This is a genomic window from Zavarzinia compransoris (assembly GCF_003173055.1).
Classification (GTDB): domain Bacteria; phylum Pseudomonadota; class Alphaproteobacteria; order Zavarziniales; family Zavarziniaceae; genus Zavarzinia; species Zavarzinia compransoris.
This window is the reverse complement of the sequence record NZ_QGLF01000001.1, coordinates 485640-502660: the sequence shown is the minus strand read 5'-3', so window position 1 is coordinate 502660 and position 17021 is coordinate 485640. Positions and strand designations below refer to the sequence as shown.

17 protein-coding genes are annotated in these 17021 nt (G+C 68.0%); 9 read left to right on the top strand and 8 right to left on the bottom strand.

What is annotated here, in order from left to right:
- Positions 1-55: 55 nt before the first annotated feature.
- Both DKG75_RS02500 and DKG75_RS02495 read left to right on the top strand, forming a co-directional pair.
- Positions 56-1069, top strand: coding sequence for an AraC family transcriptional regulator (locus DKG75_RS02500; protein ID WP_109919493.1), 1014 nt, complete (start codon positions 56-58; stop codon positions 1067-1069).
- 181 nt (positions 1070-1250) lie between these two features.
- Complete coding sequence (locus tag DKG75_RS02495; protein WP_133636864.1) at positions 1251-4643, top strand: EAL domain-containing protein; 3393 nt, start codon at positions 1251-1253, stop codon at positions 4641-4643.
- On the opposite strand, the gene uraD is transcribed toward DKG75_RS02495, so the two are convergent.
- Both uraD and puuE read right to left on the bottom strand, forming a co-directional pair.
- Positions 4628-5131 (bottom strand): 2-oxo-4-hydroxy-4-carboxy-5-ureidoimidazoline decarboxylase, encoded by a 504-nt coding sequence (gene uraD / locus DKG75_RS02490; RefSeq protein ID WP_109919491.1) that lies wholly within the window; start codon positions 5129-5131, stop codon positions 4628-4630. The genes DKG75_RS02495 and uraD overlap by 16 nt on opposite strands.
- Positions 5128-6045, bottom strand: a complete 918-nt coding sequence (gene puuE / locus DKG75_RS02485) for an allantoinase PuuE (RefSeq protein WP_109919490.1) — start codon at positions 6043-6045, stop codon at positions 5128-5130. Before puuE ends, uraD begins: the two co-directional genes overlap by 4 nt.
- A 179-nt stretch (positions 6046-6224) precedes the next feature.
- On the opposite strand from puuE, the gene uraH reads away from it, so the two are divergent.
- Genes uraH through xdhC form a run of 4 tightly spaced genes read left to right on the top strand, consistent with a single transcriptional unit; the run spans position 6225 to position 11134 of the window.
- Positions 6225-6569, top strand: coding sequence for a hydroxyisourate hydrolase (gene uraH, locus DKG75_RS02480; protein WP_425319007.1), 345 nt, complete (start codon positions 6225-6227; stop codon positions 6567-6569).
- 2 nt (positions 6570-6571) lie between these two features.
- Positions 6572-8047 (top strand): xanthine dehydrogenase small subunit, encoded by a 1476-nt coding sequence (gene xdhA, locus DKG75_RS02475; protein ID WP_109919488.1) that lies wholly within the window; start codon positions 6572-6574, stop codon positions 8045-8047.
- Positions 8034-10343, top strand: coding sequence for a xanthine dehydrogenase molybdopterin binding subunit (gene xdhB / locus DKG75_RS02470; protein WP_109919487.1), 2310 nt, complete (start codon positions 8034-8036; stop codon positions 10341-10343). Before xdhA ends, xdhB begins: the two co-directional genes overlap by 14 nt.
- The gene (gene xdhC, locus DKG75_RS02465) at positions 10340-11134 is read left to right on the top strand and encodes a xanthine dehydrogenase accessory protein XdhC (protein ID WP_243746489.1); all 795 of its coding nucleotides are present in this window, start codon (positions 10340-10342) and stop codon (positions 11132-11134) included. Before xdhB ends, xdhC begins: the two co-directional genes overlap by 4 nt.
- A gap of 4 nt (positions 11135-11138) precedes the next feature.
- On the opposite strand, the gene DKG75_RS23180 is transcribed toward xdhC, so the two are convergent.
- Positions 11139-11336, bottom strand: a complete 198-nt coding sequence (locus DKG75_RS23180) for a type 2 periplasmic-binding domain-containing protein (protein WP_208112008.1) — start codon at positions 11334-11336, stop codon at positions 11139-11141.
- A gap of 26 nt (positions 11337-11362) precedes the next feature.
- Between DKG75_RS23180 and DKG75_RS23175 the strand changes: the two genes are divergently transcribed.
- Positions 11363-11950, top strand: a complete 588-nt coding sequence (locus DKG75_RS23175) for a hypothetical protein (RefSeq protein ID WP_208112009.1) — start codon at positions 11363-11365, stop codon at positions 11948-11950.
- Positions 11951-11953: 3 nt separating this feature from the next.
- Here the strand turns inward: DKG75_RS23175 and DKG75_RS02455 are convergent, their stop codons facing one another.
- From DKG75_RS02455 to DKG75_RS02440, 4 genes are read right to left on the bottom strand one after another with little or no spacing between them, the layout of a single operon-like run.
- Positions 11954-12589 (bottom strand): hypothetical protein, encoded by a 636-nt coding sequence (locus DKG75_RS02455; protein ID WP_109919485.1) that lies wholly within the window; start codon positions 12587-12589, stop codon positions 11954-11956.
- Positions 12586-13125, bottom strand: coding sequence for a hypothetical protein (locus DKG75_RS22630; RefSeq protein WP_133636866.1), 540 nt, complete (start codon positions 13123-13125; stop codon positions 12586-12588). Before DKG75_RS22630 ends, DKG75_RS02455 begins: the two co-directional genes overlap by 4 nt.
- Positions 13119-13466 (bottom strand): hypothetical protein, encoded by a 348-nt coding sequence (locus DKG75_RS02445; RefSeq protein ID WP_133636868.1) that lies wholly within the window; start codon positions 13464-13466, stop codon positions 13119-13121. Before DKG75_RS02445 ends, DKG75_RS22630 begins: the two co-directional genes overlap by 7 nt.
- 14 nt (positions 13467-13480) lie before the next feature.
- The gene (locus tag DKG75_RS02440) at positions 13481-13843 is read right to left on the bottom strand and encodes a hypothetical protein (protein ID WP_133636870.1); all 363 of its coding nucleotides are present in this window, start codon (positions 13841-13843) and stop codon (positions 13481-13483) included.
- A gap of 216 nt (positions 13844-14059) precedes the next feature.
- On the opposite strand from DKG75_RS02440, the gene DKG75_RS02435 reads away from it, so the two are divergent.
- Complete coding sequence (locus DKG75_RS02435) at positions 14060-14629, top strand: tyrosine-type recombinase/integrase (RefSeq protein ID WP_109919481.1); 570 nt, start codon at positions 14060-14062, stop codon at positions 14627-14629.
- A gap of 63 nt (positions 14630-14692) precedes the next feature.
- Here the strand turns inward: DKG75_RS02435 and DKG75_RS02430 are convergent, their stop codons facing one another.
- Positions 14693-15622, bottom strand: coding sequence for a LysR family transcriptional regulator (locus tag DKG75_RS02430; protein ID WP_109919480.1), 930 nt, complete (start codon positions 15620-15622; stop codon positions 14693-14695).
- A gap of 135 nt (positions 15623-15757) precedes the next feature.
- Here DKG75_RS02430 and DKG75_RS02425 point away from each other — a divergent pair, with 135 nt between their 5' ends.
- The gene (locus tag DKG75_RS02425; RefSeq protein WP_109919479.1) at positions 15758-16987 is read left to right on the top strand and encodes a urate hydroxylase PuuD; all 1230 of its coding nucleotides are present in this window, start codon (positions 15758-15760) and stop codon (positions 16985-16987) included.
- Positions 16988-17021: the final 34 nt, after the last annotated feature.

The window sequence follows — 17021 nt, the reverse complement described above, 5'->3', positions numbered from 1 at the left end:
CTCCAAATTGACCGACTGATTTTGCAATATGGCGGGGCAACAACCGGGACGGGGCATGCAGCGCGGAACGATTTCGGTCCATCTGGTCGAGGAAGCCCTGGTCGAGGCCCGGCGCCGGGAAACCGACGTCGACGCGATCCTGGCTGAGGCCGGGATCGACCCCGCCCTGCTGGGCGAGGCCGACGCCCGGGTGCCGGCCACCCAATATGCCGCCCTGTGGCTGGCGCTGGCCCGCGCCCTCGACTGCGAATTCTTCGCCATGGACCGGCACCCGATGCGGCCGGGCAGCTTCACCCTGATGTGCCGCGCCGCCCATTCGGCGGCAACCGTGGGCCAGGGCCTGCGCCGGGCCCTGCGCTTCATCGGCCTCATCCTGGACGATTTCCAGGGCACCCTGGTGCACGAGGGCGAGCGGGCGGCGATCGTCCTGGCCGAGCGGGCGGAGCCGCGCCGCGCCTTCACCTATTGCACCTTCTGGCTGATCGTCCATGGCGTCACCTGCTGGCTGGCCGGGCGGCGCATCGCGGTGACGGCAGCCGATTTCCGCTGCGCCGAGCCGCCCTATACGGACGACTACCGCACCCTGTTCACCCACGACCTGCATTTCGGGCGCAGCCGCACGCGGCTGGAATTCGATGCCGCCGTCCTCGACCTGCCGGTGAAGCGCAGCGAGGCGGAACTGAAATCCTTCCTGCGCCGGGCCCCGGCCAACATCCTGGTCAAATACCGCTCGAACGACAGCCTGACGGTGCGGGTGCGGCGGGAATTGCGCCGCCAGCCGCCGACCGAATGGCCAGATTTCGACCGCCTGGCCGCGGGCCTGCACATGTCCGCCTCGACGCTGCGCCGCCGCCTGGACGGCGAGGGCCAGAGCTATCAGTCGATCAAGGATTCGCTGCGCCGCGACCTCGCCATCCGCTGCCTGACCCGGGGCCGCGCCAGCATCGCCGAAATCGCCGACGAACTGGGCTTCGCCGACCCCAGTTCGTTCCACCGCGCCTTCAAGAAATGGACCGGCCGCCAGCCGAACCAGTACCGCCAGCAGACGGCCGCGGCCAAGGAAACATGACGGAAGGGCAAAGCATGCGGAGGATTTAACCCGTTTTTAAGGCAGCGGACGCAACCATGGCGCTCGTCCCGCCGACGGCTGACGCCCGGCAAGATTTCGTGCCCATGATCGTTCCTGCCATGACCAGACCTGACGCATTCACCGCCTGCGCGTGCCGCGGCCCCCGGCCGCAGAGCGCATTTTGACGCCGGCCCCGACAACCGAGGCGCGCCCCGCCGCCGCCCTGGACCGTCTGGCCTGGCGCCCGCTCCTGTTCGCATCCGGGATCTATGGCCTGCTGGCGGTCGCCGGCATCCTGTTGTCGCACCAGCCGGGCAGCACCGCCGTGTTCTGGCCCGCCAATGCGGCCGTCGTCGGCCTTGCCCTGCGGCAGGCGGCACCGCGGCCGTCCCTCGCCCTCCTGCTTGCGGTCGGCGCGACCGCCTTTGCCGCCAATGCCGCGATGGGGACGGGGATCGCCCTCGCCCTCGGCTTTGCCGGCTGCAATGCGTTCGAAATCGCCCTGGCCCTGGCCCTGATCGCGCGCCTGCCGCCGTCGGGCGATCCCAACCTGGGCGAGATACCGGCCCTGGCGATCACCGCCGTGGTCGCCCCCATGGTCTCCGGCATCGCAGCCGCCGGCCTGATGTCGGTCCTGGCCGCCCCCGGCTTCTGGCATCATTGGTGGGTGTGGTGGACCGCCTCGGCCCTCGGCGCGGTGATCGTCCTGCCGATCGCCTTCACCTGGGGCACCGCCCTGCTGCCCGAGCAGCGGCGATGGCCGCGGCTTGCGGAACTGGCCCTGATCGGCGGCGGCACGCTTGCCTTCTCGTGGCAGATCGCGACCAGCAGCGCGGCGCCCTTCCTGCTCCTGTCGCTGGCCCTGCTGCTGGCGGCGACGCGGCTGACCCGGCTGGCCGGCGCCCTGCTGTCGGCCGCCTGCACCCTGGTGGTGCTGCTCGTCAAGGGCAGCGGGCACCTGTCCGCCGCCGGCGCCGGGGGAGAGTGGATGCTCGTGCAGCTTCAACTGCCGGCCATCGTCTCCCTGGCCCTGCCCTTCATCGTCGCCCTGCTGCTCGACGGCGACCGGCGCCGCCTGCGCCAATTGGCCGAAAGCGAGCGGCGCTTTCACGGCGCGATGGCGGATGCCGCGATCGGCATGGCCCTGGTCGCGCCCGACGGCATCCTGCAAAAGGTCAATCACGCCCTGTGCGAGATGCTGGGCCGCGATGCCGCGAACCTGGTCGGCCGGCATTTCCGCGACATCACCCATCCCGACGACATTGCCGACGATCTCGAGAACGTGCGCCGGGTGATCAGCGGCGAAATCGATTCCTACCGCATCGAGAAACGCTATATCACCGGTGACGGGCGGGCGGTCTGGGGCCACCTCTCGGTCACGGCCATGCGCGACGAGGATACGGGCGCGCCGGTCCAGCTCATCGCCCAGATCGAGAATATCGACCAGCGCAAGAAGGTGGAGCAAGCCCTGGCCGCGGTCGAAAGCCGCTGGAGCTTCGCGCTCGAAAGCGCCCGCCAGGGCGTCTGGGACCGCGACGTCGCCGCCGGACGGACCTATTACTCGCCGGTCTGGAAAGCCATGCTCGGCTATGCCGATACCGAGATCAGCGGCGAATCCGCCGAATGGCTGCGCCTGATCCACCCGGACGACCTGCCCCGCGCCATCGCCCTGGACGACGCCTGCATCAACGGCGCTTCCGACACGTTCGAGAGCGAATTCCGCATGCGCCACCGCGACGGCCATTGGGTATGGGTTCTCGATCGCGGGCGGGTGGTCAACCGCAGTCCCGACGGCAAGGCGCTGCGCATGATCGGCACCCATGCCGACATCAGCCTGCGCAAGACCGCCGAACAGGAATTGCGCGCCCTGACCACCGCCCTGTTCGAGGAAAAGGAGCGGCTGCGCATCACCCTCGATTCGATCGGCGATGCGGTCATCTGCACCGATACGGCGGGCCGCGTCACCTTCATGAACCCGGTCGCGGAACAATTGACCGGCTGGGCCCGGCACGAAGCCGCCGGGCTTGCCATCCGCGACGTCTTCCGCGTGGTCGACGGCACCTCGGGCCGGGCCCTGGCCTGCCCGGTCGAAGCCTGCCTGCGCAGCCTGAAGCCCCACTACATGAACGAGGATACCTGCGTGCTCAGCCGCCGCGGCGAGCAGCTCAGCGTTCATGATTCGGCGGCCCCGATCCGCGACCAGGACGGCAATGTGCTGGGCGCCGTGCTGGTGTTCCAGGACCTGACCGGGGCCCGGGCGTTGCAGGCGGAACTCGCGCAGTCGGCCCTGGTCGACGCGCTGACCGGCCTGCCCAACCGCAAGGCGCTGGAAGCCCGCCTGGCCGAGGCGGTCGACAGCGCCCGCGCCGGCAACGGGCGTTTCTCCCTCTGCTTCCTCGATCTCGACCGCTTCAAGATCCTGAACGACAGCGCCGGCCATGTCGCCGGCGACGCCCTGCTCGTCACCGTCGCCGAAACCATCGTCAAGGCGGCGCGGCCCGGCGATTTCATCGCCCGCCTCGGCGGCGACGAATTCGCCCTGCTTCTGGCCGGCATCGGCCCGGACGAAGCGGAACAGATCGCCCGCGCCGTCATCAAGGCCATCGCCGACCTGCAATTCACCTGGCAGGGCCGGGCCCATGCCCTGACCATGAGCGGCGGCCTTGCCGATCTTCCCGCCGGCGGCCTGCCCCCGGGCGAATGGATGAGCCGGGCCGACGTCGCCAGCTATGCGGCGAAATCGACCGGGCGCAACCGTGTCTGCGTCTATCGCCAGGATGCGGGCGACGCCGGGCGCTATCACCGCGAGATCCAGGTCGCCTCGGGCCTGCGCACCGCCATCGTCGAGGATCGCTTCCGCCTGTTCGCGCAGCGGATCGAGATCCTGCACAATGTCGATGCGGGCAAGCGCTATTACGAAATCCTGCTGCGCCTCGAGGACGAGGAAGGCCGCCTGATGCTGCCCGGCAGCTTCATCCCCGCCGCCGAACGCTACGACCTGATGGGCGAGATCGACCGCTGGGTGATCCGCACCACCTTGCGGCGCTATGGCGCGCCCTTGCGGTCGCTCGGCGATTTCGCCCTGGCGATCAACCTCTCGGCCAATTCGCTGAACGATCCGGCGCTGTGGTCCTTCGTCGAGGGGGAATTGGCGGCGTCCGAGATCGAGCCCTGGCGCCTGCATTTCGAGATCACGGAAACCGCCCTGATCGACAATATGGCCGCCGCCAGCGGCTTCGTCGCGGCCGCCCGGCAGGCGGGCTGCGGCATCACCCTCGACGATTTCGGCGCCGGCCTGTCGTCCTTCTCCTATCTCCGGCAATTCCCGGTCGACATCTTGAAGATCGACGGCAATTTCATCCGCCAGATCCTGAACAGCCCGGTCGACCGCGCCATCGTCGAATCGATCAACGACCTGGGCCATAAGTTCGGCGCCCGCACCATCGCCGAATTCGTCGAGGATGCGGCCGCCCTGGACCTGCTGCGGGCGATGGGGGTCGATATGGCGCAGGGCTATGCCATCGCCCGGCCGGTGCCGATCGAGGCGATCTTCCCGGCTCAGCCGAGCGCCTGAAGCCGCAGCAGGGCGATCCGCTTCACCTGGGCCAGCGCCGTCTCGAATTCGACCTCCGGGGAATGGCCGATCCGCTGCTCGAAGGCGGCCAGGATGGCATGCTTGTCCAGCCCCTTCACCGCGATGATGAAGGGATGGCCGAAGCGGGCCTTATAGGCATCGTTCAAGGCGGTGAAGCGGGCCAACTCGTCCGGCGTCAGGCGGTCGAGCCCGGCGCCCGCCTGTTCGGCGGTCGAATCCGCTGTCAATTGCCGGGCCAGCGCCAGCTTGCCGGCAAGATCCGGGTGGGCGTTCAGGAGGGCGAGCTTGGCCGCCCGCTCCGCCCGGTCGAGCACGGCGCAAAGGGCGGCGTGCAGCCCTGCCGCCGTGGCCGCCGCCGGGCCGAGGCCGGCATCGAAGGCCCCGGCGGCGATCCAGGGCGAATGCTCGAAAATGCCGCCGAAGCGGGCGATGAAATCCGCGCGGTCCAGTCCTTCGATCAGACTCATCGCACCCCTCCCGCCGGGTGGTTTTCATGCCAGTGGCGGGCGATCTCGTCGCGCCGGGCGAACCAGACCCCCTCGTGCCCCTGGGCGTAGTCGATGAAGCGCTGCACGGCCAGGAAGCGACCGGGCCGCCCGGCCAGCCGGCAATGCAGCCCGATCGAGAGCATGCGGGGGCATTCGTCGCCCTCGGCATAGAGGGTGTCGAAACTGTCCTTCAGGTAGGCATAGAACTGCTGGCCGTCGCCGAAGCCCTGGGCATTGATGAAGCGCATGTCGTTGGCGTCGAGCGTATAGGGCACGATCAGCAGGGGCTTGCCCGCCACATCCTGCCAATAGGGCAATTCGTCGTCATAGGCATCGGCATCGTAGAGAAAGCCGCCATAGTCGGAAACCAGCCGGCGGGTATTGGGCCCGGTGCGCCCGGTGTACCAGCCGAGAGGGCGCGTGCCGGCGACATGGCCGAGAATATCCATCGCCTCACGGATATGGGCGCGTTCCATGGCCTCGCCGACATATTGGTAGTTGATCCAGCGCAGGCCATGGGAGGCGATCTCGTGACCATCGTCGACCATGGCGCGGATCAGGTCCGGGTGGCGTTCGGCGGCGCGGGCGACGGCAAAGACCGTGACCGGCACCCTGCGCGCCCGGAACAGTTTCAGCAGGCGCCAGACCCCGACCCGGGCGCCATAGTCGAAGATCGACTCGACCGAGAGATGCCGCACCCCGGCCAGGGGCTGGGCGTTCACCACTTCGGAGAGGAAGGCTTCCGAGGCGGGATCGCCGTTCTCGATCGAATTCTCGCCCCCCTCCTCGTAGTTCAGCACGATCTGCACGACCACTTTCGCCCCGCCCGGCCATCGCACGCGGGGGGGATTGGGGCCATAGCCGATGAGATCGCGGGGGGGCTGCCAGGTCATGCCATGCCTATGGAAACATCGGGAACACGGTCCATCCATAGTACAGCGCCCCCCGCCGATCATTCGCGTTTTTTGGAAGATGTTTGGCCATTTCCCGACTTCCCAGGGGGCGGCGGAGGCGCCCACGATAGGGGGCTGTGATCGTGTTCGGGCGGGGGTAGCGAATGAGCGGTGGCTGGTTGACCACACATATCCTGGATGCGGCCCATGGCAGGCCGGCGAAAGGGGTGACGGTGGATCTCTACCGCCTGACCGGCGACGGCCCCCGCCTGCTGACCACCATCGTCACCAATGACGACGGCCGCGCCGACGCCCCGATCCTGGCCGGGGCCGACTTCGTGCCCGGCACCTACCAGCTCGATTTCCACATCGGCGATTATTTCCGCGGCCTCGGCCTGGCCCTGCCGGAACCGGCCTTTCTCGACCTCGTGCCGATCCGCTTCGGCATTGCCGATGCCGGCGCGCATTACCATGTTCCCCTGCTGGCCTCGCCCTTCAGCTTCTCGACCTATCGGGGGAGCTGACGATGGCCCGCGATTGTCTCCGCTTTCTTCTCGGCCATGAGGAACGGACCCTGGCGGCGGTCGACCCGACCGCGACCGTGCTCGACTATCTCCGCCTCGACGAGCGGCGCACCGGCACCAAGGAAGGCTGCGCCGAGGGCGACTGCGGCGCCTGTTCCGTGGTGATCGCACGGCCGGACGGGGCCGGCGGCCTGGACTATCGCGCGGTCAATGCCTGTATCCAGCCGCTCGGCACCCTCGACGGCGCGCAAGTGATCACGGTCGAGGATCTGGCGGACCACGGCCGGCTGCACCCGGTGCAGCAGGCCATGGTCGAGACCCATGGCTCGCAATGCGGCTTCTGCACGCCCGGTTTCGTCATGTCGCTGTTCGCCCTGTGGAAACGCGGGCTCGACGGTCTCGACGATCAGGCGCTCGACGAGGGGCTGGCCGGCAACCTCTGCCGTTGCACCGGCTATGCCCCGATCGTGCGCGCGGCCCGCCAGGCGGCCGCCGTCACCGCGCCCGACCAGTTCGACGCGGCGGCGACCCTGGCCCGGCTCGCCGCCCTGGACGACGGCGCCGACGTCACCCTCACCCTGGACGGCACGCGCCATTTCCATGCCCCCGCCAGCGCGGATGCCCTGGCGGCCCTGCTGGAACGCCAGCCGCAGGCGACGGTGGTGGCCGGTGCCACCGATGTCGGCCTGTGGCTGACCAAGCACCTGAAGCGGCCGGATCCGCTGGTCTGGCTGGGCCGGGCCCGCGACCTCGCCACCGTCAGCGAAACGGATGGCGCTCTCGCCATCGGCGCCGGCGTCACCTATAGCGAGGCGCTGGAGCGGCTGGCCGCCCATTGGCCCGATTTCGGCGCGGCGGTGCGGCGCATCGGCTCCACCCAGATCAGGAATGCGGGCACCATCGGCGGCAATGTCGCCAACGGCTCGCCCATCGGCGATACGCCGCCCATGCTGATCGCCCTCGGCGCCCGCCTGACCCTGCGGAAGGGCGCCGAGCGCCGCAGCCTGCCGATCGAGGATTTCTTCATCGACTACGGCAAGCAGGACCGCCGGCCCGGCGAATTCGTCGAAACCGTCACCATCCCCCTGCCCGGCCCGGGACAGGTGTTCAAGGCCTATAAGGTCTCGAAACGCTTCGACCAGGATATTTCCGCCGTCATGGCCGGCTTCGCCCTGACCGTCGCCGACGGCATCGTGACCGATGCCCGCATCGCCTATGGCGGCATGGCCGGCACCCCGAAGCGCGCCCGGGCGGCGGAAGCGGCGCTGACCGGCCGCCCCCTGTCGGCCGCGACCGTCGCCGCGGCCAAGGCGGCCGTCGCCGAGGATTTCGCGCCCCTGACCGACATGCGCGCCTCCGCCCACTACCGGCTGACCGTGGCGCGCAACATGCTGGCCCGGCTGTTCATCGAACTGGGCGACCCCGGTATCGCCACCCGCCTCTGGGACAAGCGGAGGATCGATCATGTCGGCGCATGACCCCGCGGTCCACCGCAGCACCCCGCACGAGAGCGCGGCCCGCCATGTAACCGGCAGCGCCCCCTATATCGACGACCTGCCGGAACCGAAGGGCCTGCTGCACCTCGCCTTCGGGCTGGCCGACCGGGCCCATGCCCGGATCGTCTCGCTCGATCTCGATGCGGTGCGGGCGGCGCCCGGCGTCGTCCTGGTGCTGACGGCGGCGGACATGCCGCCGGATGCCGACCTCAGCCCGGTCCATGCCCATGACGAGCCGATCCTGGCCGGCGAGACCGTCGAATTCCACGGCCATCCGATCTTCATCGTCGCGGCCGAGACGCGGGACGCGGCCCGGCGCGCGGCCCGCCTCGGCAAGGTCGCCTACGAGGACCTGCCCGCCGCCATCGACATCGAGGCGGCACGCCAGACCGGCAGGATGGTGACCGCGCCCATGGTGCTGGCCCGGGGCGAAGCCGCCCCGGCGATCGCCGCCGCGCCCCATGTGATCGAGGGCCGGGTAGTGGTCGGCGGCCAGGAGCATTTCTACCTGGAAAGCCAGATCGCCATGGCCATCCCGGGCGAGGCCGACGAGGTCCGGGTCTATTCCTCGACCCAGCACCCGAGCGAGATCCAGCACATGGTGGCCCATGTCCTGCACCTGCCGCTGCATGCGGTGACGGTGGAGATGCGGCGCATGGGCGGCGGCTTCGGCGGCAAGGAGACCAGCGGCAATATCTTCGCCGTGGTCGCCGCCCTGGTGGCGACCCGGACCGGGCGCCCGGCCAAGTTCCGCCCCGACCGCGACGACGACATGGTGGTGACCGGCAAGCGCCATGATTTCGCCGTCGACTACAAGGTCGGCTTCGACGACGCGGGCGTCGTGCTCGGCATCGAGGGGACGTTCGCCGCGCGCTGCGGCTATTCCGCCGACCTGTCGGGCCCGATCACGGACCGCGCCCTGTTCCATGCCGACAATACCTATTACTACCCGGCGGTGCGCTTCAATTCCCTGCCGCTGAAGACCAACACGGTCTCCAACGTCGCCTTCCGCGGCTTCGGCGGGCCGCAGGGGGTGGTGATGGCGGAACGGGTGATGGACGAGATCGCCTATCACCTCGGCCTCGATCCGCTGGAGGTGCGGAAGCGCAACCTCTACGGTCACGACACGCGCAACGTCACGCCCTATCACCAGGTGGTCGAGGACAATGTGGCGCCGGCCCTGATCGCCGCGCTGGAGGAACGGTCGGACTATGGCGCGCGGCGGGCGGCGATCCGCGCGGCCAATGCGAAAAACCCGGTGATCCGGCGCGGCATCGCCATCACCCCGGTGAAATTCGGCATTTCCTTCACCGCCACCCATTACAATCAGGCCGGCGCCCTGGTGCATGTCTATACCGACGGCAGCGTCATGCTGAACCACGGCGGCACCGAGATGGGCCAGGGCCTGCATGTCAAGGTGGCCCAGGTGGTGGCGGCCGAATTCGGCCTCGACGTTTCGGCCGTGCGCATCACCGCCACCGATACCTCCAAGGTGCCGAACACGTCGGCGACCGCGGCCTCGTCGGGTTCCGACCTGAACGGCATGGCGGCCCAAGCGGCGGCGCGCCAGATCCGCGAGCGCCTGACCGCCTTCGCCGCCGAGCGCTGGCAGGTGTCCGCCGATCAGGTGCGCTTTGCCGCCGGCATGGTGCAGATCGGGGCGGAAAGCCTGAGTTTCGCCGAATTCGCCCGCCGCGCCTATGGCGCCCGCATCCAGCTGTCGGCCAGCGGCTTCTACAAGACGCCCAAGATCCATTGGGACCGGGCCTCGGGCAAGGGAAAGCCGTTCTATTACTATGCCTATGGCGCCGCCTGTTCCGAGGTCGCCGTCGACACGCTGACCGGCGAATACCGGGTGCTGCGGGTCGATATCCTGCACGACGTCGGCAAGTCGCTGAACCCCGCCATCGACATCGGCCAGATCGAGGGCGGCTTCATCCAGGGCATGGGCTGGCTGACGACCGAGGAATTGTGGTGGGACGGGCGCGGCCGCCTGCGCACCCATGCCCCCTCCACCTATAAGATCCCGGCCTGCGGCGACCGCCCCCTGCATTTCGAGGTCGCCCTGTTCGACAATGAGAATGCGGAACCGACCGTGTTCCGCTCCAAGGCCGTGGGCGAGCCGCCCTTCATGCTCGGCTTCTCGGTGCTGCATGCCCTGTCGGATGCGGTCGCCTCGGTCGCGGACTACCGGCTCTGCCCCCGCCTCGACGCGCCGGCCACGCCCGAGCGGGTGCTGGCCGCGCTGGAGGCGCTGCAAGCCAGGGCGATACCGTGACCATCCGCCTGGCCCCCGTCGCCGCCGGCCTGGTGGCCGGGGGCGTGCCGGCGGTGGTGGTCACCGTCCGGGATGCCCGCGGCTCCACCCCGCGCGAGGCCGGCACGCGCATGGTGGTGGCCGGCGGCCAGCTTTACGGCACCATCGGCGGCGGGCGCCTGGAATGGGCGGCGGCGGACCGCGCCCGCGCCATGATCGCCGCAGGCGAGGCTGGCGCCGTGCTCAGCCTGCCGCTGGGGCCCGCGGTCGGGCAATGTTGCGGCGGCCATGTGGTATTGTCCCTGGCGAGGCTGGACGGGACCATGGCGGAAGCGATCGACAGGGATGAACGGGCGCTGGCCGCCGGCTGGCCCACGGTGCTGCTGTTCGGCGCCGGCCATGTCGGCATCGCGCTGGCGCGGGCGCTGGCGCCCCTGCCGCTGCGCCTCGAATGGTACGACGAGCGGGAGAATGCCCCCGCCACCGCCATGCGCGAGGATCCCCTGGCCGCCCTAGCCGCCGCCCCCGCCGGCGCCGCCGTGGTGGTCATGACCCACGAGCACCATCTCGACTATGCGATCACCGAAGCAGCGCTTCAGCGCCCGGATTTCGCCTATGTCGGCATGATCGGCTCGGCGACCAAGAAGGCGCGCTTCTCGCGCGGGTTCCTGGCCAATGGCAATGCCCCCGGCCTGCTGGCGCGGCTGACCTGCCCGATCGGCGGGCACAAGCTGCCGGACAAGAGCCCGCCGGTGATCGCCGCCCTGGTCGCCGCCGAACTGCTGGTGGTGCTGTCACCGCCCGGCGAATGAACGATCAGGCGGCGGGAACCGCCACGCCCTCGACCGCCTGGCCGATCGCGGCGCCGCCCCGGTTCAGGATGAAATCGGCAAAGGCCCGGGTCTTGGCCGCCACCAGCCGGCGGTGGGGATAGACGACCGAAACCGAGATCGGCTGCGGCGGAAAATCCGGCAGCACCGGCACCAGGCGGCCGTCGCGCAGGTATTCCGCCACTTCCCACAGGTGACGTGGAACGGCAATTGTTCCGTGAAGGCGTGTTCGATGCCGCGCTGCGTTTTGGCTCGCCCGAGGAGGAAGCGGCCTACCGCGAACGCGAGGCCGAACGCCGCGCCCTGCTTGAGGGGCTGGACCCGAACGACCCGCGCCATGACCGCGACCGCCTGTTGATCGCGCAGGACCAGTTGCGCGATGCGATAGGCCACGGGGCCGACAGCGACCCGCGCGCGCAGGCCATGTGGGCTGAAATCGAGAAAAATTTACGGGCGCAGCGGGCGGCGGAGATTGCCGCTGGCCGTGACCCGCGCGAGATCGACGCGGGTGACGCCGCGCTACGTAGCCGCTTGCCAACGCGCCCACGATTCGCTGGCGTTACCACCGACAAAGCGGTGGATGAAAGTGTAGCGGTGAAAGACGATCAGGAACGTGAGAATGCCGAAGCCGAACAGGCGGCGGTAGCTGCTCAAGGGCTTGATGACAGCCCCACGACCAACCCCGTGCAGCATGCGGCGGCGGGCCTGCGCGCCGCCGGGGTGGTCAATCCCCAATCGGTTGACACAGTGGGTATCGCCGCTCTCGGCAGGCTGGGCGGCTCCATCGCATTGGGCTAGTCCCTACGGCACCGGATTCTGCCCGTTGCGCGCCCGGAATCCATAGATGCGCCCCGCAATATAACAGTTGTTGAGGCTACCGCCCTTCTGGTCAAGGCAACCCTCGGCGATGGCTTGCAACCGTTCCTCGGTCACGGCAGGCGGGGTGCCGGGGAAGCCTTTGAGATAGCCGCTCACGAATCCGGCATCGAAGGTCAGGGCGGGCTTCATGGTCAATCCTTTACCTTCGCCAAGTGAGGCCACCGGCTTGTTGGCCATGGCGGCCACGCCGATCGCGGCGGGAATGCCCTCATAAGCCCGGTCATCGCCAGTCAATTCCACCATCAGGGGGCGATAGGGTTCCAGCAATTTCCCCTCACGCCCGATGCGCGTCAGCACGGCAACGCAGATTTCCGAGGCGGTTTGCCCGTATGTATAGGACTCGGGCTTGTCGCGCATGGCGGTGGGGATAATTCCGGCGGCGCAATGCCGCCGGAATTCATCAATTTGCGCCGCCGTCGCCCCGCGCGGGTTGAGCAGGAAGTCATAATATTCCCGCTTCCTCGCCGCATCGGCGGGGGAAAGCGCCTGCTGCGCCCCGGCCATGCCGGGGAGCAACAGGGCAAGGGCCAGCGTCCCGAGGAGGCGCCGGGCCGTCATCCCTCGCACTCCTTGGCCCTGTCATAGGCTTGGAGGTACGGCGTCCAGACTGCCATCACCTCATCCACCGATGCGCTGTCGGTCAGCGCATAGAGGCGGGCGATGGTGGTGGCGATACACCCCGCGCGGTTGACGTCCCCATAGGTATGGTCGAGGCACTCTTCCAGACGGCGGACCGTGGCGGGATATTCCCTCTCAAGCGCGATAAACTGCCCGTAGGTGTAGTCACGCTTGCGGATGAGCCGGGCGCAGTCGGCGGCGGTAGCCTCGCTACAGGCGAGCACCAGGCTCGCCGACGCGAGGGCGCGGGTAAGGGTACGCATGCACGGTCTCCGCGTTACCCGTGGGCCCTGCCCTTGAAAACGACCCGCTTGACCATCTCCGCCGTCACGTTGGCGACGATGCTTTTTGAGCAGGAAGGCATACCATTCCCACTTCTTGGCCACGTTGGCCGGGGAAAGCACCTGTTGCGCCCCGGCCATGCCGGGCAGCACCACGGCAAGGGCCAGCGTCCCAATGGTACGGACGTTCAGCACTGCCGGACCTCCCGTAGTAGCCCCAGAAGATTGCCCCAGTTGCTGCCGATGGCGACCGTATCCCAGAAACTCTCTATCGCTACGAGGCCGCCCATGACGGCAAGGCCACATTTGGCTGCCGCGTCTACATCGTAACTTTTATCGATCCTCTCCCCGCCAAACCTGAGGCAACCGATGAAAGCCACGCGGGCTTTAGGATAGTCCTCAGTCACGCTGAAGAGGCGCTGGAGGGCTTTTTCCATTTCTGGGTCGGGATAGGCGCAATTGATTGCGTTTGCGCTCCCTGTCGGCATTAGGCTTGCCCCGATGGTTATGGCAAGTAACGTCGTCCTTCCGCGCATCGGAATCTCCTCTTTCACGCGGCGTAGGGCGAGCGGTCGCGGAAATACGCGATCAGCGTTTCGCCCATGGTCTTGGTGATGGCGGCGGCTACGCCGGATTTGATAAGCCAGCCCGCCACGGGGACGAGCGACAGCAATTCCCCAGCGATGACCTTGCCCGCCACGGATGCGCCCAGTGCCGCCGTCACTTCGTCGATGTGGAAGGCCTGCACGCCGAAAACGGCGGCCACGTCCTTGACGATTTTCACATCGGCGGCCGCCAGCGCGAACATGCTGCCCGGTACCCAACCGATTGCTGCCGCCCCCACCGACCATTTATTGACAATGCTGCGCGCCTCGTCTTCGGCTGCGCTGAGGCTTTTAACGGAGCCAGTCATGCCGCACCCCCGATAGCTCTATAACTTCGGGAATGCTGGCATAGCGCAACATTATGGGCAATTTTGCTGCGTTATATACTTACAACTACTTGAGAGTTATTGGTTGGCCAACAGGGTAAATACTTTGTGGCGATTTGATGGCCGGGGCTTTCCCACTATTTTGCAACGTGACGCTGCAACCCTATTGCCCATTCTGTTGCAGTACGGGAGGTCTCGATGGCATTCAAGGTGCTGAACCAGCGCTGGCAGGTCTATGATGAAGCGGGCCGCCGCAAGTACATCAACGCCGCCGAGCGCGCCCGCTTTCTCGAACAGGCGGACCGGCTTGCTCCATCCCTGCGGGCGTTACTTTACGTGCTGACCTTCACCGGGTGCCGTGTATCCGAAGCTCTCGCCCTGGGGCGAGACCATCTCGATGCCGAGCGCTGCACCCTCACGCTTCCCACCTTGAAGCGCCGGCGCAACGTGTTTCGCACCGTGCCCGTGCCGGAAGCCGTGGCGCGCATGCTGCTGGCCTTGCCGGTACGGGAGAATAGGCGTTTCTGGAACATGCACCGTATCACCGCATGGCGCTGGGTACGCCGCGCCATGCGGCGAGCCGGTATCCTCGGCCCGATGGCGACCGTGAAGGGCTTGCGGCATGGGTTCGGCATCCGGGCGGCCGCGCGCAGCGTACCGCCCAATTTGATTACCCGCTGGATGGGCCATGCCTCGGCGGCGACCACCGCCATCTATCTCGACGCCGTGGGCGCGGAGGAGCGCCAGTTCGCGGCCCGCATGTGGTGAGGCATGCGTCGCCATGGCGAGGCCGAATTGCTGGTGGTGCTGTCGCCGTCCGGGGAATAGGGCTCAGGCGGCGGGAACCGCCACGCCCTCGACCGCCTGGCCGATCGCGGCGCCGCCCCGGTTCAGGATGAAATCGGCAAAGGCGCGGGTCTTGGCCGCCACCAGCCGGCGGTGGGGATAGACGACCGAAACCGAGATCGGCGGCGGCGGAAAATCCGGCAGTACCGGCACCAGGCGGCCGTCGCGCAGGTATTCCGCCACTTCCCACAGGGGTTTCAGGACGATGCCGTGACCGCGCAGGGCGAATTCGGTCAGGATCTCGCCGAAATCCGCATCGACCGGGCCCGAGACCGCCAGGGTCACCGGCCCCTCCGGCGAACCCAGGACCCAGCGCACCGGCCGCGCCCCGGGCAGGCGCAGGATCAGGCAGGCGTGTTTCAGAAGATCCGCCGGCTCCTTGGGCGCGCCGTGGCGGAGCAGATAGTCGGGGGCGGCGCAGACCACCTGGGGGCAATCGGCGATGCGCCGGGCGATCAGGCTCGAATCCGCCAGGGTGCCCAGGCGGATGGCGACATCCATCCCCTCGGCGACAAGGTCGAGGACATGGTCCGACAGGCGCAATTGGACCGAGACTTCCGGATGCTCGTCGCGGAAATCCGGCAGGATCGGCGCCAGGATCTGGCGCCCGAAGCCGAGCGGCGCGGTGATCCGCAGGATGCCGCGCGGCAGGCGGCCGGCATCCGCCACCGTCGCCTCCGCCCGTTCGAGGGAGGCGAGCACATCCTGGCACGCCTCGTAGAAGGCGGAGCCATGCTCGGTCGGGCGGACCCGGCGGGTGGTGCGGTTCAGCAGGCGGACGCCGAGATGGGCCTCCAATTGCTGCAGGCGGTGGCTGACCACCGCCGGGGAAAGCCGCATGTGGCGCCCGGCCGCCGACAGGCTGCCCAGTTCCAGAACCCGGACGAACACCCGGATATTCTCGATCAGCGCCAAGCCCCTGCCCCCATTCTTCGCGAAAATTTGAAGGTCCTATTGCCAGTGAAAATCTTTTCTTTGCGCAACGCAACTGTAGCAATAGTGCAGCGCAAAAATCGGCGCGACGGGGATGGCTGGGGTTGGAGGTCGCGTATGGACCCGATTGTCTGGGAATGGATCGGCGCGGCCATCCGCTGGCTGCATGTGATTGCCGGCGTCGCCTGGATCGGCTCGTCCTTTTATTTCGTCCATCTCGACAGCAGCCTGAAGCCGCGCGACGGCCTGCCCAAGGGCGCCTATGGCGAGGCCTGGCAGGTCCATGGCGGCGGCTTCTACCACATGGTCAAATATCTGGTCGCGCCGGCCGACATGCCGGACGAACTGACCTGGTTCAAATGGGAAGCCTATGCCACCTGGCTGTCGGGCTTTGCCCTGCTCGTCTTCGTCTATTACTTCGGGGCCGAGCTTTACCTGATCGACAAGGCGGTGCTCGACCTTTCGACCTTCGGGGCGATCGCGGTCAGCGCCGGGTCGCTGGTGCTGGGCTGGGCGGTCTATGACCTTCTGTGCCGCTCGCCGCTGGGGCGGAACGACAATCTCCTGGCCCTGTTCGGCTTCGGCTTCGTCGTCGCCATGGCCTATGGCTTCACCGAAGTGTTCAGCGCCCGGGGCGCCTTCATGCAGGCGGGCGCGCTGATGGGCACGATCATGGCCTGCAACGTGTTCATGATCATCATCCCGAACCAGCGGAAAGTGGTCGCCGCCCTGATCAGGGGCGAGACGCCGGACCCGCGCTATGGCCGCATCGGCAAGCAGCGCTCGATGCACAACAATTACATCACGCTGCCCACCGTCTTCGTGATGATCGCCAACCATTATCCGCTGGTTTACGGCGCCTGGCTGTCGTGGCTGATCCTGGCCGTGCTCATCGTCGTCGGCGTTGCCATCCGCCATTTCTTCAACACGATGCACAAGGGCCAGCGTGCACCCTGGGGTGCCTGGTTCATCGTCTTCATCTGCGCGCTGCTGATCCTGACCATCAACCGCCTGACCCCGGCCGAGCCGGCGGCGGAGCATAGCGGCCTGCTGCCCGCCCCGGCCATGGCGCCGGCCCCGGTCACCCTGGCCAATGCCGCCGACATCGTGATCACCCGCTGCAGCATGTGCCATGCCGCCGAGCCGGTCTGGGAAGGGCTGCACAGCACGCCGAAGGGCGTGCTCCTGGACACGCCGGAACGGGTGGCGGCCCATGCCGACCAGGTCTTCATCGCCTCGGTCTGGACCCATGCCATGCCGCCCTCGAACGTCACCGAAATGACCCTGGAAGAACGCCGGAGCCTCGCCCGCTGGTACGAGGACCGCAGAGCCGGAGCCATGAACTAACCCCTTCCCGACCACCCGCGACCGCGAGGCCCCC

Bases quoted from the DNA above. Each gene is read 5' to 3' on its own strand.
- DKG75_RS02500 (WP_109919493.1), top strand. From the start codon at position 56: ATGCAGCGCGGAACGATTTCGGTCCATCTGGTCGAGGAAGCCCTGGTC.
- uraD (WP_109919491.1), bottom strand. From the start codon at position 5,131: ATGAGTCTGATCGAAGGACTGGACCGCGCGGATTTCATCGCCCGCTTC.
- puuE (WP_109919490.1), bottom strand. From the start codon at position 6,045: ATGACCTGGCAGCCCCCCCGCGATCTCATCGGCTATGGCCCCAATCCC.
- xdhA (WP_109919488.1), top strand. From the start codon at position 6,572: ATGGCCCGCGATTGTCTCCGCTTTCTTCTCGGCCATGAGGAACGGACC.
- xdhB (WP_109919487.1), top strand. From the start codon at position 8,034: ATGTCGGCGCATGACCCCGCGGTCCACCGCAGCACCCCGCACGAGAGC.
- DKG75_RS02455 (WP_109919485.1), bottom strand. From the start codon at position 12,589: ATGACGGCCCGGCGCCTCCTCGGGACGCTGGCCCTTGCCCTGTTGCTC.
- DKG75_RS02445 (WP_133636868.1), bottom strand. From the start codon at position 13,466: ATGCGCGGAAGGACGACGTTACTTGCCATAACCATCGGGGCAAGCCTA.
- DKG75_RS02440 (WP_133636870.1), bottom strand. From the start codon at position 13,843: ATGACTGGCTCCGTTAAAAGCCTCAGCGCAGCCGAAGACGAGGCGCGC.
- DKG75_RS02435 (WP_109919481.1), top strand. From the start codon at position 14,060: ATGGCATTCAAGGTGCTGAACCAGCGCTGGCAGGTCTATGATGAAGCG.
- DKG75_RS02425 (WP_109919479.1), top strand. From the start codon at position 15,758: ATGGACCCGATTGTCTGGGAATGGATCGGCGCGGCCATCCGCTGGCTG.